General features: G+C 48.6%; 15 protein-coding genes. All 15 read left to right on the top strand.

The annotated features are described in order from the left end of the window. Positions 1-26 precede the first annotated feature (26 nt). The 15 genes from GCU48_RS01580 (at position 27) to GCU48_RS01510 (ending at position 16,761) form a co-directional block, all read left to right on the top strand. Entirely contained in the window at positions 27-1,514 is a 1,488-nt protein-coding gene (locus GCU48_RS01580) for a UDP-N-acetylmuramoyl-L-alanyl-D-glutamate--2,6-diaminopimelate ligase (RefSeq protein ID WP_152378817.1), read from the top strand. Continuing rightward, positions 1,514-2,917, top strand: coding sequence for a UDP-N-acetylmuramoyl-tripeptide--D-alanyl-D-alanine ligase (locus GCU48_RS01575; RefSeq protein WP_152382072.1), 1,404 nt, complete (start codon positions 1,514-1,516; stop codon positions 2,915-2,917). Before GCU48_RS01580 ends, GCU48_RS01575 begins: the two co-directional genes overlap by 1 nt. 22 nt (positions 2,918-2,939) lie before the next feature. Then, entirely contained in the window at positions 2,940-3,908 is a 969-nt protein-coding gene (gene mraY, locus GCU48_RS01570) for a phospho-N-acetylmuramoyl-pentapeptide-transferase (RefSeq protein WP_025719180.1), read from the top strand. A gap of 3 nt (positions 3,909-3,911) precedes the next feature. Continuing rightward, on the top strand, positions 3,912-5,333 hold the full coding sequence (gene murD, locus GCU48_RS01565) for a UDP-N-acetylmuramoyl-L-alanine--D-glutamate ligase (protein WP_152378816.1): 1,422 nt from the start codon (positions 3,912-3,914) through the stop codon (positions 5,331-5,333). Between the two features lie 49 nt (positions 5,334-5,382). Beyond that, positions 5,383-6,480, top strand: a complete 1,098-nt coding sequence (gene spoVE / locus GCU48_RS01560) for a stage V sporulation protein E (protein WP_025719176.1) — start codon at positions 5,383-5,385, stop codon at positions 6,478-6,480. A gap of 6 nt (positions 6,481-6,486) precedes the next feature. Then, complete coding sequence (gene murG / locus GCU48_RS01555; RefSeq protein WP_152378815.1) at positions 6,487-7,596, top strand: undecaprenyldiphospho-muramoylpentapeptide beta-N-acetylglucosaminyltransferase; 1,110 nt, start codon at positions 6,487-6,489, stop codon at positions 7,594-7,596. Between the two features lie 146 nt (positions 7,597-7,742). Further along, entirely contained in the window at positions 7,743-8,648 is a 906-nt protein-coding gene (gene murB / locus GCU48_RS01550) for a UDP-N-acetylmuramate dehydrogenase (protein ID WP_152378814.1), read from the top strand. Further along, positions 8,638-9,948, top strand: coding sequence for a UDP-N-acetylglucosamine 1-carboxyvinyltransferase (murA, locus tag GCU48_RS01545; RefSeq protein ID WP_208811933.1), 1,311 nt, complete (start codon positions 8,638-8,640; stop codon positions 9,946-9,948). The genes murB and murA overlap by 11 nt, the downstream gene beginning before the upstream one ends. Positions 9,949-10,005: 57 nt before the next feature. Then, positions 10,006-10,770, top strand: a complete 765-nt coding sequence (locus GCU48_RS01540) for a cell division protein FtsQ/DivIB (protein ID WP_152378812.1) — start codon at positions 10,006-10,008, stop codon at positions 10,768-10,770. Between the two features lie 199 nt (positions 10,771-10,969). Further along, positions 10,970-12,241 carry a cell division protein FtsA gene (ftsA, locus tag GCU48_RS01535; RefSeq protein ID WP_152378811.1) on the top strand — a complete coding sequence of 424 codons (1,272 nt, stop codon included), beginning with the start codon at positions 10,970-10,972 and terminating at the stop codon, positions 12,239-12,241. 67 nt (positions 12,242-12,308) lie between these two features. Further along, a complete protein-coding gene (gene ftsZ / locus GCU48_RS01530) occupies positions 12,309-13,433 on the top strand; it encodes a cell division protein FtsZ (RefSeq protein WP_025715634.1) in 1,125 nt (374 codons plus the stop codon). Positions 13,434-13,620: 187 nt separating this feature from the next. Continuing rightward, on the top strand, positions 13,621-14,634 hold the full coding sequence (gene spoIIGA, locus GCU48_RS01525) for a sigma-E processing peptidase SpoIIGA (protein WP_152378810.1): 1,014 nt from the start codon (positions 13,621-13,623) through the stop codon (positions 14,632-14,634). Positions 14,635-14,688: 54 nt separating this feature from the next. Further along, positions 14,689-15,429, top strand: a complete 741-nt coding sequence (gene sigE / locus GCU48_RS01520) for an RNA polymerase sporulation sigma factor SigE (protein ID WP_025715632.1) — start codon at positions 14,689-14,691, stop codon at positions 15,427-15,429. Between the two features lie 96 nt (positions 15,430-15,525). Then, entirely contained in the window at positions 15,526-16,308 is a 783-nt protein-coding gene (sigG, locus tag GCU48_RS01515; protein ID WP_025715631.1) for an RNA polymerase sporulation sigma factor SigG, read from the top strand. A 111-nt stretch (positions 16,309-16,419) separates the two neighbouring features. Further along, positions 16,420-16,761: a YlmC/YmxH family sporulation protein gene (locus tag GCU48_RS01510; RefSeq protein WP_208812000.1), complete on the top strand. Its 342-nt coding sequence runs from the start codon at positions 16,420-16,422 to the stop codon at positions 16,759-16,761. The last annotated feature ends 57 nt before the right edge of the window (positions 16,762-16,818 follow it).

The raw sequence follows: 16,818 nt of genomic DNA, 5'->3' as shown, positions 1-16,818 counted from the left end.
ACGAGAGAGCAATGGAGGAATGAAAGATGGAGCTTCAACATTTGGCTTCACTGCTGGCTGTCTCACGCATTGTGGGAGACGGTACAGTGGATTGCCGAGGGATCGGGGCGGATTCACGTCGGGTACAGCAGGGAGATCTGTTTCTGTGCTTGCCCGGTTTTACAGTGGACGGACATGACTATGCAGGGCAGGCCATTGCGTCGGGTGCGGCAGCCTTAGTGGTAGAACGGGAGCTGGATGTGCCTGTTCCACAGCTTGTGGTTAAGGACGCCCGTTATGCCATGGCTGTTCTGTCGGATTATATGTTTGATTCACCGAGCCGCCGATTGCGCATGATCGGCATCACCGGAACTAACGGCAAAACCACGATCACTTATCTAATTGAAAAAATTATGAATGATGCAGGGGTGAACACCGGACTGATAGGCACGATTCAAATGCGTTACGGTGGCCAGTCTTACCCTATGTCAGGCACTACGCCCGAAGCAGTAGAACTACAACGTTATCTCGGAAATATGGCAGAGCAAGGTGTCCAATGCTGTGTCATGGAGGTATCTTCGCATGCGTTGGAGCAGGGCCGCGTCAAAGGAACTGATTTTCATACTGCTATATTTACAAACCTGACACAGGATCACCTGGATTATCACAATACAATGGAGGAGTACCGTGCTGCCAAAGGGCTTTTGTTTTCCAGATTGGGAAATGCCTTCTCGCGGGATGTGTCGGACAGTAAATATGCTGTTCTGAATGCAGATGATCCGGCCTCTTCCTACTTCCAGGCTCAAACTGCGGCCCAAGTCATTACATACGGCGTGGAAAAGGAATCGGATGTGCAGGCATCCCGTATCTCGATCGGTGCTAAGGGAACCTCCTTCCATGTATCCACTTTTAAAGGGGATACAGATATTGAGCTTCGAATGGTAGGCAAGTTTAATGTGTACAACGCATTAGCAGCCATCACGGCTGCTTTACTGGAAGGGATCTCGCTGGCCGATATTAAGCACAGTCTGGAGTCTATAGCAGGCGTAGACGGGCGGGTAGAGCCTGTAGATGCGGGTCAGCCATTTGCTGTCATTGTAGATTATGCTCATACACCGGACGGATTGGAAAATGTTCTTCGTACCGTTAAGGAATTTGCGGTCGGTAAAATATGGTGTGTATTTGGATGTGGCGGAGACCGGGATCGTACCAAACGTCCTTTGATGGGGAAAATTGCTGCGCGATATAGCGATCATTCATTTATTACTTCCGACAATCCCCGAACAGAGGACCCGGAAGTTATCTTGAAAGACATCGAGCAGGGGTTGATTGACGAAGGGGTAGCCGCAGAACGATACGAGCTGATCGTAGATCGCAGAGCTGCTATTCATAAAGCTATTGAAATGGCAAGCCCTGACGATGTAGTATTGATTGCGGGAAAAGGTCACGAGACCTACCAGTTGATCGGAAAAACGGTGCATGAATTCGATGACCGCATCGTAGCCAAAGAAGCGATAAGGGGTTTATCCAAGTGATGAAAAGAACAATCGGTCAAATTGCCTCCATGTGTGGGGGAACACTTCACAGAGAAGCGGACGCTGAACGGATGGTTGAGGGCGTTTTTACAGATTCGCGCAAGCCGCAAAGCCATGGGCTGTTCATTCCACTTTCCGGTGAGCGATTTGACGGGCATAATTATGTGCAGCAAATCATGAGCGAGGCAGGTGTAGCGGCTTTTTTATGGCAAAAGGATCACGGAGCGCCTCCAGCCGGCAACGCCATTGAAGTAGAGGATACCTTAGAAGCCCTTCAGCAGCTAGCAGCTGCATATTTGCGTGAAACCGGCGTTTCTGTCGTCGGAATCACAGGAAGCAACGGCAAGACGACGACAAAAGATATCGTGACGGCTCTGCTGGGCACGACTTTTAAAGTACACAAAACCGAAGGAAATTATAACAATCATATCGGGTTGCCTTTAACGGTACTGTCCATGCCGCAGGATACAGATATTCTTGTGCTTGAGATGGGCATGAGCGGACGCGGTGAAATCCGCCTGCTGGCTAATATTGCAAAGCCTGATGTTGCCGTCATTACTAATATAGGCGAATCACACTTGCTCCAGCTCGGTTCCCGGGCGGAGATTGCTCGTGCAAAGCTGGAAATCGCCAGTGGCCTCAAGCCTGGTGGCTTGCTGATCTACAATGGTGATGAGCCACTATTGCCACAAGTGCTGGCGGAGCCTGCAACGGTCAAGCCTGAAGGCTTAAAAGGGTTTACGTTTGGGATCTCTAAGGATAATGATGACTATCCAACAGAAATTTCCTCGGATGGAGAAGGCAGTTTATTTACAACATCCCAATCCGGCAATGAGGCTTTCCGACTTCCTTTACTTGGACAGCACAATGTTGTGAACGGGTTGGCAGCGCTGGCGGTTGCTCGTCATTTCAATGTCGATGCAGACCATATACGCAAAGGGCTGTCGTCTTTGAAGCTGACAGGCATGCGCATTGAGGTTGTGAACTGCTCTGACGGACTTACTGTGCTGAACGATGCTTATAACGCCAGTCCTGCTTCAATGAAGGCTGCACTACAGACATTATCCGGGTACAAAACGGTCGGACGTAAAATTGCCGTGCTTGGTGACATGTTGGAGTTGGGATCAGAGGAAAAGCAATTCCATGAGGAAATCGGCCTTTTTGCAGCTAAGCACGACGTAGAGGAACTGTTTACCTACGGTGATTTGGGGCTGTCTATTGCGCAGGGAGCTTCAAGGTTAATGCCAACTGAACATGTACACGCTTATACGGATAAGGAAAAGCTGATCCAGCATTTGCGGACTTATCTCCATGCCAATGATATTGTACTGGTTAAGGCATCCAGAGGGATGCGATTGGAAGAAATTGTGGATGCGCTGAAAAACGGTCCGCTACAGAACTGATGTTGACGAGAGGAAGACTCCCATGGATATTCAATTATTACTGCTGACGATCGTCGTATCGTTTATACTGGCGGTCATTGCCGCTCCACTGCTTATTCCGCTGCTGCGGCGTATGAAATTCGGCCAGCAGGTCCGGGATGACGGGCCACAAAGCCATCTTAAAAAGATAGGTACGCCTACAATGGGCGGTATCGTGATTTTGCTGGCTTTTACGCTGACCTTTCTTAAGTTTTCAGCTATCAAAAATACAGACTTTTACGTTCTGCTGGTCGCTACGCTCGGTTTTGGGCTGATCGGCTTTTTGGATGACTATATCAAAATTGTATTCAAACGCTCATTAGGGCTGACGGCGCGCCAAAAGCTGTTCGGGCAATTATTGTTTGGCGGGATTATGTGCTGGCTTTTGCTCAGCAATGACCATAGTACTGCCATCGGCATTCCGGGGACCTCATGGTCCTTTGACTGGGGCGGCTGGTTTTACTATCCGTTCATCATTATCATGATGCTGGCGATCAGCAACGCTGTCAATTTCACAGATGGGCTGGACGGGCTGCTGTCCGGTACTAGTGCGATTGCCTTCGCTGCTTATGCCATTGTCGCGATTCAAGCTACCTCGCTTCCGGCTGCGGTATGCTCAGCGGCGATGATTGGTGCTGTGCTTGGTTTTCTTGTGTACAATGCACACCCTGCCAAGGTATTTATGGGTGACACGGGCTCGCTGGGCATCGGCGGTGCGATTGGTGCCATCGCTATCGTTACGAAAAGCGAAATTTTATTCATTATTATTGGTGGCGTATTCGTGATTGAAATGCTGTCCGTGGTTTTGCAGGTAGCCTCCTTTAAAACACGTGGCAAACGCATTTTCAAAATGAGCCCAATTCATCATCATTTCGAGCTGTCCGGCTGGTCCGAATGGCGCGTAGTTATTACATTCTGGGCTGTAGGCCTGCTGCTGGCAGGACTCGGACTTTATCTCAACAAGGGGTTGTAGCAAATGAATCATCCAGACGCATACCGAGATCAGGAAGTTGTCATTATAGGTCTAGCCAAAAGCGGTGTACAGGTTGCAAAGGTGCTGCATCAGGCAGGAGCAAGGCTGACAGTCAATGATAAAAAAGACAGGGAACAATGTCCCGAAGCTTCTGAATTAGAGGCTTTGGGAATTTCCGTTTTATGCGGGGGGCACCCGGAGGGACTGATTCATTCTGGCGTGAAGCTGGTTGTCAAAAATCCTGGCATCCCTTATACCGCCCCGCCCGTACAGAAAGCTGTCGAGCTCGGCATTGAGGTTGTAACCGAAGTTGAGGTAGCCTACCATCTATGTAAAGCCCCGATCATCGGAATTACCGGCTCCAATGGAAAGACAACCACGACCACGTGGGTGGGCAAGCTGTTGGAGTCTTCTGGCATGAATCCGATCGTGGCTGGTAATATCGGCACTCCATTATGTGAGGCGGCTGTGGACGCCAAGACGGATGAGTGGATGGTTGTGGAGCTGAGCAGCTTTCAGTTAAAGGGAACAAAGGATTTTAAGCCCGCTGTGGCATGCTTGCTCAATGTAGCTGAGACCCATCTGGACTACCATGGAGGCATGGAGGATTATGTTGCATCCAAGGCACGTCTGTTTGCCAACCAAGCATCTACTGATACAGCGGTGGTGAACTGGGATGATCCAGTCTGCCGGGAGCTTGTGCCTTATATTAAGGCAAAGCTGCTTCCGTTCTCGATGACGGAACACTTGCAGGAAGGGGTGTTTGCTGACCCGCCATACATACCGGATGTGACGGATGACATCAAACGAAGCATCGTATATCGCGATAGCCATGGGGTGGTGCGTCCCATTATAGGTGTAGCCGAGATTGGCCTGCCGGGCCGTTTTAACGTGGAAAATGCTCTCGCTGCTTGCGCAATAGCTATTGCCGCAGGCGCAGAGCCTGCGAAGCTGGCAGAACCCTTAAGTGCTTTTCGAGGTGTAGAGCATCGTCTTGAATATGTCTTAGAGCATGCCGGAGCAGCCTATTATAATAATTCCAAAGCAACCAATTCCAAAGCGACCATGATGGCCTTATCTTCCTTCAGGCAACCCATTATACTGATTGCCGGAGGGTTGGATCGCGGCTCAGATTATGCGGAGCTTGTACCATCCCTGCAGGAACGTGTAAAGGCCGTTGTGCTTCTGGGTGAAACACGGCATAAGCTGGCAGATCGGGCCCGTCAGGCCGGAATAGAGCATGTCGAGGTCGTCGATAATGGGGAGGACGCCGCCGCTACGCTCGTGGAGGCTGTGAACAAGGCGGCAGAATTTGCTGAGCCGGGAGATGTGGTATTACTCTCACCCGCTTGCGCCAGCTGGGATATGTTCCGATCCTATGAAGAGCGTGGACGTATTTTTAAAGAGGCGGCGCATAAATTGTAAGTAGGGGGGTTGGATAAGCCCCTACTATTATGCAAGGGGTGGCCTCCTGATGAAGCAATCTCGTCCGGCGCCGGATATATGGCTTTTTGTCTGTATTGTAAGCTTGTTAGCCATCGGCATGGTTATGGTATACAGCGCGGGCGCCGTCCTCGCTTTTCACGAGTACGGGGACTCCTACTATTTTGTAAAACGGCAATTGCTTTTTGCGGGGCTTGGTCTTGTAGCGATGTATTTTACTGCCCGAACGGACTATCGAATCTGGCAGAAATATGCCAAGGTCGTGCTGTTAATCTGTCTCGCGTTGCTGATTGCTGTATTAATTCCCGGCATTGGCGTAGTTAGAGGCGGAGCTCGAAGCTGGCTGGGTATCAGCTCTTTCGGCATTCAGCCTTCCGAGTTTATGAAGCTGGGTATGATCCTTTATCTTTCACAATGGCTTAGTCGTGCGGATTATGACATTAGCTCTTTTACTCGCGGCCTATTGCCCCCGCTTGGACTCATGGGTCTGGCCTTCGGCCTGATTATGCTGCAGCCCGATTTGGGGACAGGTACAGTAATGATGGGGGCGTCCATGCTGATCGTATTTACAGCAGGTGCACGCATGAAGCATCTTGGCCTGCTGGCCTTGTCGGGGGCAGCAGGTTTTGCTGCACTGATCGCAGCTGCACCTTATCGACTCCAGCGAATTACGGCTTTTCTGGACCCTTGGTCTGATCCGCTTGGTGCAGGCTATCAAATTATTCAATCGCTATATGCCATTGGACCAGGTGGGCTGGCGGGCCTAGGGCTTGGTATGAGTCGGCAGAAATACAGTTATGTTCCTGAGCCGCAGACGGATTTTATCTTTTCTATTTTGGCGGAGGAGCTTGGTTTTATCGGTGGAATGACGGTGCTGGGACTCTTTCTGGTACTTGTGTGGAGAGGTATGCGCGTCGCTATTACCATACCGGACACCTATGGCAGCCTGCTTGCGGTAGGCATTGTCGGAATGGTTGCCGTACAGGTTGTCATTAACATTGGTGTTGTCATCGGCTTGATGCCGGTGACAGGAATAACACTGCCCTTAATCAGCTATGGAGGTTCTTCTCTGACGTTGATGCTAACTGCGTTGGGCATTTTACTGAATTTATCACGTTATGCGAGGTGAACGTTTATGCGCGTCGTGTTGAGCGGCGGCGGTACCGGAGGGCATATTTATCCGGCACTGGCCGTAGCCAGACAGTGCGAAGAGATTGATCCGGACGCTGAATTTTTATACATTGGCGGTCAGCGAGGACTCGAAAGCAAGCTGGTTCCTCAGGAGAAAATTCCATTTGAGGCTATTGATATCACAGGATTTCGTCGCAGCTTGTCCTTGGAAAATATAAAAACGATTATGCGTTTTTTCCAAGGGGTTCGAAGATCCAAAGCGTTATTAAAAAAATTTAAGCCAGATATCGTCATAGGCACTGGGGGATATGTATGCGGCCCTGTCGTCTATGCAGCTTCCAAATTAGGCATACCCAGCATGATTCATGAGCAAAATGCGATTCCGGGTCTGACCAATGCATTTCTGAGCCGCTATGTGGATACGGTGGCTGTTAGCTTTGAAGGCTCCGAAGGTGCTTTCCCCAAAGCTAAAAATGTATTGTATACCGGGAATCCACGCGCTACGACAGTTCGTTTGGCTAACCGGGAGCGTGGCTTTGCTACCATTGGGGTTCCCATGAACAGCTCGGTTGTACTTGTGGTAGGTGGCAGCAGGGGAGCGAAAGCAATCAATGACGCTATGATTGCCATGGCCCCGCAACTTTCGCAACTGAAAGACGTCCATTTTGTATATGTGACTGGTGAATCTTATTATGAACAGACGTTGGACAGCATAAGGAATCAGATTGGCTCATTGCCCAACCATCTTCACGTGCTCCCCTATATTCATAATATGCCGGAGGTGCTGGCTTGTACCTCTTTAATCGTTAATCGCGCAGGTGCGTCTTTTTTGGCCGAGATTACATCCTTGGGTATTCCGTCCATTTTGATTCCATCACCTAATGTGACCAATAATCATCAGGAGGCCAATGCCCGTACGCTTGAAAAGGCAGGCGCTTCGGTAATGATCGTGGAAAAGGATTTGAGCGGTTCTTCTCTGTTTCACTCCATTGCGAGAATTATGGAGGATGACGCATTGCGTAACCGGATGTCAGAGTCGGCGTCTGCACTTGGCAAGCCTGACTCGGCAGATATTTTAGTAAAAGAAATGGAGCGCCTTGCCCGTAAAAGGTAGTCCGCAGCGCAGTTTGGGCGGTTGTCACACACTGGACGGTATTGACATAGGATACCCTATAGATTGTGACCATCACTCAGGTTGCCGGTTGTCAGGTGAGAGCCTCATAACTATGCGGGGGCAAGCAACAAGGAGGTTTCAGTACAATGCAGCAATGGATGCCATTATTAGCGGAGCATGATATCGGAAAAGTGCTGGAGCATGAGCCGCTGTCCAAATATACGACATGGAAGATTGGAGGCCCTGCGGATGCTCTTGTCATCCCGGATACCAAGGAGCAGCTGGCGAGCGTTTTACGGCTGGCTAGTGAGCACGGAATCCCGTGGATGCAGTTGGGACGGGGCTCTAACATGCTCGTTTCCGACAAAGGAATACGGGGGCTTGTGATCAAACTGGGGCCAGGATTTGATTATGTCCATTTTGAGGATGAGCGAATCATTGCTGGCGGAGGCGTGTCACTGGTCAAACTGTGTGTTATGGCTAGTAAGCAGGGGCTGTCCGGCCTTGAATTTGCGGGAGGCATCCCGGGATCAGTCGGTGGGGCTGTCTACATGAACGCCGGTGCCCATGGGTCTGATGTGTCACAAATATTCCAGTCCGCTGAGATTGTGCTGGATACAGGGAAATTGGTTGTGTACGATGCCGAGGATATGCGTTTCAGCTATCGCCACTCTGTGCTGCATGAGCAGCGTGGAATGGTGACAGAGGCAGTATTTAAGATGAAGCGGGGCGACCGCGAGGAAATTTCAGCGGCGCTTGCGGCTTTTAAAGACCGCCGTAGGCTGACCCAGCCGTTACAGCTAGCTTGTGCAGGAAGCGTGTTTCGTAATCCGCCAGGTGACTATGCTGCCCGGCTTATTGAAAGCGCAGGTCTGAAGGGCTTGAAGGCGGGAGGCGCTGAAGTATCTGTACAGCATGCCAATTTTATTGTAAATACCGGTCAAGCGACAGCAGAGGACGTGCTTACCCTAATGAAGCATATTCAAAGTACAATATCATCTCAAACCGGCATCAAGCTAGTTCCGGAGGTTTTCGTAGTGGGTGAGCGGTAAACTCGGAGGTGATACATTGGACAAATTGGTGATTGAGGGAGGCCGTCCCCTGTCAGGCACCATACGTATCCATGGAGCAAAAAATGCGGCACTGCCTATTCTTGCAGCAAGCTTGCTTGCGCAAGGTAAGGTGGAAATTCGGAATGTGCCCCATCTATTAGACATTAAGGTCATGCTGCACATTCTTGAAAGACTCGGCTGTATATGCCGACATGAAGAGGAAACGGTATATGTGGATACGTCGTCCGTCCGATCGTTCCAAATTCCGGAGGATTTGATGAAGCAAATGCGTTCATCTATCTTTCTCATGGGACCCCTGCTCGCCAGATATGGTGAAGTTTCTATTTATCAGCCCGGAGGCTGCGCCATAGGCGAGCGTAAAATTGATCTTCACCTGGAGGGCTTAAAGGCTCTTGGAGCAGAGATCGAGGAAAAAGACGAGCAAATAACGTTCCGTGCCCGCAAGCTGATCGGCTCGGACATCCATATGGATTTTCCGAGCGTAGGGGCAACGGAAAATATTATGATGGCTGCCGTGTTGGCTGAAGGACGAACAACGATTACCAACGCAGCGAGGGAGCCGGAGATTCAGGATCTTCAAAACTTCCTGAATGCCATGGGGGCCCATATTATCGGTGCAGGAACAGACACGATTACAATTACAGGGGGCAGTAGCCTGAATCCGTGTACGTATGAGGTCATTCCTGATCGTATTGTGGCAGGAACGGTCATGATCGCAGCTGCCGCTACACGTGGAAGTGTATCACTGACACACTGTAATCCCTCCCACTTATCTGCGCTGATTCATGTCCTTAGGCGGGCTGGTGTTCAAATCGGCATTCTGAATGATATAATGACCGTAAGTTGCATGAGCCGTCCCAAAGCGGTGGAGAGGATTGTTACGTCACCTTACCCATCTTTTCCAACTGATTTACAGTCTCAAGTGATGGTTCTACTTTCATTGGCTGACGGTTTCAGTGTCATGAAAGAGACCGTCTTCGAAAGCAGATTCAAGCATGTGGATGAATTAAATGTGATGGGAGCCGATATTACAGTCGATGCGAATGCTGCCTTTATAAGAGGAGTTTCTCGTCTGTACGGGGCTACGGTAGAGGCTACCGATCTGCGGGCAGGGGCTGCGCTGGTTATTGCGGGGCTGGCTGCACAGGGAAGTACCATTGTCGAGCAGGTTCATCACATTGACAGAGGGTATGACCGGATCGAACGTCTTTTCCAGGGGCTGGGTGCCCGAATGAGCCGCCAGTCTCCGGTACCGGAGCAGCTGGATTTCGTAAATTAATGCCTGTAATGTCCCTCCGTTAGCGGGGGGACCAGAAGGCTTTTGTGGAGAGAAGCTATGCCAAATGCTCAAATACCTGTTCTCAAAAAGAACAGAACGAAAAAAAGAACAAGCCGAAAAATTGCCGTTCTTCTCATTTTATTGTTTATTGTGCTGCTCGCTGTTCTCTTTTTCCGTTCTTCGTTAAGTCGGGTTTCTGAAATTCGTTTTGACGGTAATGTTTTTTCGACCCGAGAGCAGCTTCTAAATCGAAGCGGTCTGGCTGTCGGAGATCAATATTTTGGAGTTAGTTCATCTGACATTTCTGAAAAGCTGCGGGAAATTCAGTCGATTCAGCAAGTTACAGTGGACAAGCAGTTTCCGGGTGTCATTTCTGTTCACATTAAAGAGTTTGCTACGGTCGCCTACGAGCTGCAGAGTGACGGCAGCCTGCGAGCTATTCTGGCGAACGGGTCAAGCGTAGGCGTGGGCAGCAGCGGAATAGCTGTTGAGAAGCCTATTTTGACCAAATGGAAATCGAATGATCCGTATAAAACCAAGCTGTGTGATGCTTTATCACGCATTCCTGGAGAGTGGACAGCCGATATTTCGGAAATCATTCCTGCTCCGATACCTTCTTTTCCGGATCGTATAAAAATGTATACACGCTCCCAGTTTGAGGTGATTACAACCGTTTCGCTGCTGAGTTCTAAAATCAGCTATTTGAATCAGGTGCTAGAAACAGAAGCACCCGGTTTGATTACAATGCTGGAGGCGGATTCCTATGTTCCGTTCAAACCGGATACCAGTGAAGACGGCCAAGAAAAAGATACTACTCAGTGATGTGAAAAAATGCTAGAATTAATTTTATGGGTAATAGACCTGCCTCCTTCTTTTTTCTTCAAATTTTTATGTGACTGCAACCATAAATTGGCTTCTAAAAAATTTGTAGAAAAAAGAGGGAAAGCATGGAGTATGTTGAATATGTACAGAGTATGTTCAAAGATCGAAATTCATTTTGGAGTCAGGAGGTGCCAGAGACTTGAGCAACAATGACATCATTGTTAGTTTGGACATCGGTACATCCAAAGTTCGGGCTATTATTGGGGAAATGAATAATGGAACCTTTAATATTATTGGAGTTGGATCTGCCGACTCGGAAGGGATTCGCAAAGGTGCAATTGTAGACATTGATCAAACCGTGCAATCAATCCGTAACGCCGTGGATCACGCAGAGCGCATGGTTGGTATTCAAATAACAGAAGTGTATGTGGGGATTTCAGGCAACCATATTGGTCTGCAAAATAGTCATGGCGTAGTAGCCGTGTCCAACGAGGACCGGGAAATCGGTGAGGAGGACATTGAGCGTGTACTGAAAGCAGCTGAAGTTATTGCCGTACCACCGGAGAGAGAAATCATTGACGTGGTAGCCAAGCAGTATGTCGTGGATGGCCTTGAAGGAATTCAGGATCCTCGCGGTATGATCGGAGTTCGTCTCGAAGTAGAGGCTACGATTGTTACTGGAGGAAAGACCCCGATACATAACCTGTTGCGCTGCGTGGAGAAAGCCGGCTTGAGAATCAAAGATCTGGTGCTGCTGCCACTCGGAGCTGGACAATTGTCTCTTTCAAAGGATGAAAAGGTGATGGGCTCGGTATTGGTGGATATTGGTGCAGGTTCTACGAATGTTGCTATTTTCCAGGAAGGATCAATTGTTGCCACATCAACACTTCCAATTGGCGGAGAGTTTGTAACCAATGATATTGCCTACGGACTGAGGACCCTTACCGATCAAGCCGAAAAAGTAAAGCTCAAATACGGCTGCGCATGGTATGATGATGCGGCAGCCGATGTCGTCTTTAAAGTAACCCGTATCGGCAGTAATGTGGATAAAGAGTTTAATCAGCAGGATTTGGCTGCTATTATTGAGCCTAGAGTGCAGGAAATTTTCCAACTCATTCAGGCGGAAGTTAAGCGCTTGGGTTACACAGAGCTTCCGGGGGGTTATATACTTACCGGAGGTACCGTCTCCATGCCTGGTGTACTTCAGGTGGCACAAAGCGAACTGGCCGCTTCCGTAAGGATCGCCGTACCTGATTTTATCGGTGTAAGGGATCCGGGCTACACGAGCGGAGTTGGCATCTTGCATAATGCCATTCGTTACTATCGCGGAAGATCGACAAGCGTTAGCAACAGTGGCGGAAGTACCAAGAAGCCGACCAACCGAACCAAAAGCAGCAGTCCCACTGTGGAAGGCGAGCAAAAGCAGGGGTTGATTGAACGCTTGAAAAATATGTTCAGTGAATTTATATAACGTTCATTGCTAAATATGCCAATCATGGACGGGCCATCCATGCACATTGAGGGGGAGATGGAATAGTATGTTGGAATTTGATTTTGAAATGGAGAGCTTGGCTCAAATTAAAGTGATCGGCGTCGGCGGCGGCGGCAGCAATGCGGTTAACCGGATGATCGAAAATGGTGTTCAAGGTGTGGAGTTCATTACTGTCAATACAGATGCACAAGCACTTCACTTAGCGAAGTCCGAGCATAAGCTTCAGATTGGTGATAAGCTGACTCGCGGCTTGGGTGCTGGTGCTAACCCGGATGTAGGAAAAAAAGCGGCTGAGGAATCGCGTGAGCTCATTATGAATACGCTCAAAGGTGCCGATATGGTATTCGTTACGGCGGGTATGGGCGGCGGTACAGGGACTGGAGCGGCTCCTGTCATTGCTGAGATTGCCAAGGAATGCGGTGCGTTGACAGTGGGCGTGGTAACACGACCATTCACATTTGAAGGTCGTAAGCGCTCCAATCAAGCTGAGCTTGGCATTGAGGGATTAAAAGAAAAGGTAGACACCTTGATTGTAATCCCGAATGATCGCCTGCTTGAAATTGTGGACAAGAAGACCCCGATGCTGGAAGCGTTCCGTGAAGCGGATAATGTTCTGCGCCAGGCGGTACAAGGTATTTCGGATCTGATCGCTGTACCAGGTTTGATCAACCTTGACTTTGCTGACGTAAAAACGATCATGACAGAGCGTGGCTCTGCTTTGATGGGAATCGGTGAAGCGACTGGTGAAAATCGTGCGGCTGAAGCAGCACGCAAGGCTATCATGAGTCCATTGTTGGAGACATCCATTGAAGGTGCTCGCGGTGTAATTATGAACATTACTGGCGGTGCTAATTTGTCTCTGTACGAGGTCAATGAGGCAGCAGAAATTGTAACGTCGGCTTCCGATCCGGAGGTTAACATGATTTTCGGTGCTATCATTGACGAAGAGTTGAAGGAAGAGATTAAGGTTACCGTTATTGCAACTGGCTTTGAAGGTAAGCCAAGCCAACCAGCACCGGGACGTAGACCGGCAGCTAACCCGGCAACTTCCGAATCGACGGAAAAAGCCTCTCCTAACTTGCGTCCATTTGGTAATACTCAAAGCAGTGACCAATTGGATATTCCGACATTCTTACGTAACCGTTCACGCAATAATAATAACGATAACTAGTTTGAAATCAGAGAGCCCGCATTCTCCTTGGAGATGTGGGCTTCTTTGTGTTTTCTTTAAGCACGCTTTCGGAGCTTCTCCTCTTTCCGACAAAATTAGTCGATCACCGTCCCCATCGTTAGACAGACTTTGAACAGCATGGCTACTATACTTAAGCCTATCCTGCAAACGCTGGGCGGGTGAATCCTTGGTTGTTTATATCGACTTGATTTTTTTGACCAATTTGTTCATTGATGCTGTATTGCTGATGGTCACCGCCTGGATGAGAAAAATCCGTCCAGTGTGGTGGCGGCTGATTCTTTCGGCTGTGATCGGTGCAATGTACGTGGTCATGATGTTTGTGCCGGAGCTGTCCTTTTTATTTACGTTTCTGATCAAATTGGCATTATCGGTCATGATGCTGCTAGTGGCTTTTGGATTTGGCAGCATGCAAAAGGTTCTTCGGACAATGGGTTCTTTTTACATGATCAATTTTGTAGCTGCAGGCGGAATCTTGGGGGTGCATTATTTTCTTCAAAGTACGGGGGAAATGTTTAATGGCATTTGGTACACCACTTCGGGTGGAATGTCCTTTGAGTTGAAAATTGCATTCTGGTTTATCTTATGCACATTTGTCGGAGTGATGCTTTTCTTTCGTATTGTGCAATCCTCAAAGCAGCGTACAGAAAGGATGAGTGGGTTTTTAGGAGAAGTGCAGGTGTGGATCGGGCAGGATCATATTGAGTGTACAGGCTTGCTGGATACTGGCAACCAACTGCATGATCCCTTGACCCGAATCCCGGTTATGGTGATGGAGTCCGCCTTGTGGGAAGGGTATTTGCCCTCCTCCTGGCTCCAAAAATGCTCCGAGGGGAATGTTGACCAATTGGTAATGGAGCTGGGGGACGAATCGTTCAGCTGGCAGGATCGTATCCGCCTTGTTCCCTATCGAGGGATCAACCGCAGCCATTCCTTTATGCTTGCACTCAAACCGGATCGGGTGGAAGTGTTCATGAATGGGACTCGTTTTGTACAGGATCGAGTACTGATTGGCTTAGATGGCGGGACCTTGTCGGCAGAGGGCAAATACCGTGCGATTATTCACCCGGATGTGACGTCACACGAAGAAGGCTGTACTGATATGAACCAGAAGGGGGATGCGTGTCTTAGTGAGCCATTACAGGCTCAGGAGCGTGAAACGAGGGTACAGAATGAGGCTTGAAGGAGACGAAATGAGATTTGGCACCATTTTAAAATTCAAAAGGGGGAGCATGGTATGCGGGAACATGTGAAATTAAAAATGAAAATCAGGCTAGCTTTGCAATTGCAATATTATCGTATTTTATTTTTATTTGGCCTAAAAAGTGAAGAAATTTATTACATTGGCGGCAGCGAGGCGCTCCCCCCACCGTTGACGAGAGATGAGGAAGAGTATTTGCTCGGAAAGCTTTCTTCTGGAGATGCAGCTGTACGATCCATGCTAATTGAACGGAATTTGCGTTTAGTCGTGTATATTGCTCGTAAGTTTGAAAATACGGGGATCAACATTGAGGATCTCGTATCCATCGGTGCCATAGGACTGATCAAGGCAGTGAACACTTTTGATCCCGAAAAGAAAATCAAGCTTGCCACCTACGCTTCAAGATGCATTGAAAATGAAATTTTGATGTATTTGCGTCGCAATAGCAAAACGAGAACAGAAGTTTCTTTTGATGAACCCCTGAATATTGATTGGGATGGTAATGAATTACTGCTTTCCGACGTGATGGGTACGGAAAATGATACCATTTACCGCAATATTGAGGAGCAGGTAGACCGTAAATTGCTGCATAAGGCGTTGGATAAGCTGACAGATCGAGAGCGTTTAATTATGGAGCTGCGCTTCGGCTTGCAGGACGGAGAAGAGAAGACACAGAAGGATGTTGCTGACCTGCTGGGTATCTCGCAATCGTATATTTCACGTCTGGAAAAACGAATTATAAAGCGCTTACGAAAAGAATTCAACAAAATGGTATAACGTTTGGGGATATCCGGAAGCGATGGAAACGGCGAATAAAAAAACGCCCTCAGGAGATAATGTACATTAATGTTGCTCCTTGGGAGGTAAGACACGATGACCCGAAACAAAGTGGAAATTTGCGGTGTGGATACCGCCAAACTGCCGGTATTAGCCAATGCAGAAATGCGTGAGCTGTTCACATCACTTCAGCAAAATAATGAACGATCAGCCAGAGAAAAATTGGTCAATGGCAATCTCCGGCTCGTCCTGAGTGTAATTCAGCGGTTTAACAATCGGGGAGAGTTTGTGGATGATTTGTTCCAGGTAGGCTGCATCGGCCTGATGAAGGCGATTGATAATTTTGACCTGTCACAAAATGTGAAGTTCTCCACTTATGCGGTTCCGATGATTATCGGAGAGATACGCCGTTACTTGCGGGATAACAATCCGATTCGTGTATCGCGTTCGTTACGGGATATTGCATATAAGGCGCTCCAGGTGCGGGACAGTCTGACAAATCTAAACTCGCGGGAACCGACGATTTTTGAAATTTCTGAGGCGTTGAATGTTCCCAAAGAAGACGTTGTGTTCGCATTGGATGCGATTCAGGATCCGGTTTCGCTGTTCGAGCCGATATATCACGACGGGGGCGACCCAATCTATGTGATGGATCAGATCAGTGATGACAGAAACAAAGACGTCTCATGGATTGAGGAGATCGCTCTACGGGAAGCGATGCATCGCCTGGGCCAGCGTGAAAAGATGATATTGTCCATGCGTTTTTATGAAGGAAAGACGCAAATGGAGGTTGCCGACGAAATCGGTATCTCTCAAGCCCAGGTTTCAAGATTAGAGAAATCGGCTATACAGCAAATGCAAAAGCACGTAAAATCCTAACGATATGAATGGTTTGAACGACTCCGATAAAAACGATCCTATGTGGATCGTTTTTGCGTTTACAGGACATTTTTTGGGTTCTCCCGCTCATATAGTGAAGTAAAGGATGTGATGCGCGTGAGTACGCCGGAAACGTCGGTAAGAGCAATGAAAATTTCCGAGTTTCAAACAAAGGATGTCATTAACATTGTAGATGGGCGACGACTGGGACAAATCAGTGATTTGGAGATTGAAGTACGGCTGGGAAAAATTGAAGCCATTGTGGTTCCGGGCAACAGCCGGTTTATGGGCTGGTTTGGAGGGGGAAGTGAATTGGTCATCCCATGGCGAAATATTGTCAAAATCGGCTCGGATGTTGTGCTTGTACGACTGGAGGGGCTGGATGAGCTGGGTACAGGGGAGGAAAAGCTGTATATCGAACGTCAGGAGCGGAGTGACCGCCGGGGCTTCTGAGCAGCAGGTCTATGTATTTTAGCTGCTTGTGAAGACATGACGGCGGCTTTTTGGTAC

Source organism: Paenibacillus brasilensis, from assembly GCF_009363115.1.
Classification (GTDB): domain Bacteria; phylum Bacillota; class Bacilli; order Paenibacillales; family Paenibacillaceae; genus Paenibacillus; species Paenibacillus brasilensis.
Note: the sequence above shows the minus strand (reverse complement) of the source record. Positions and strands in the feature narration are given on the sequence as shown.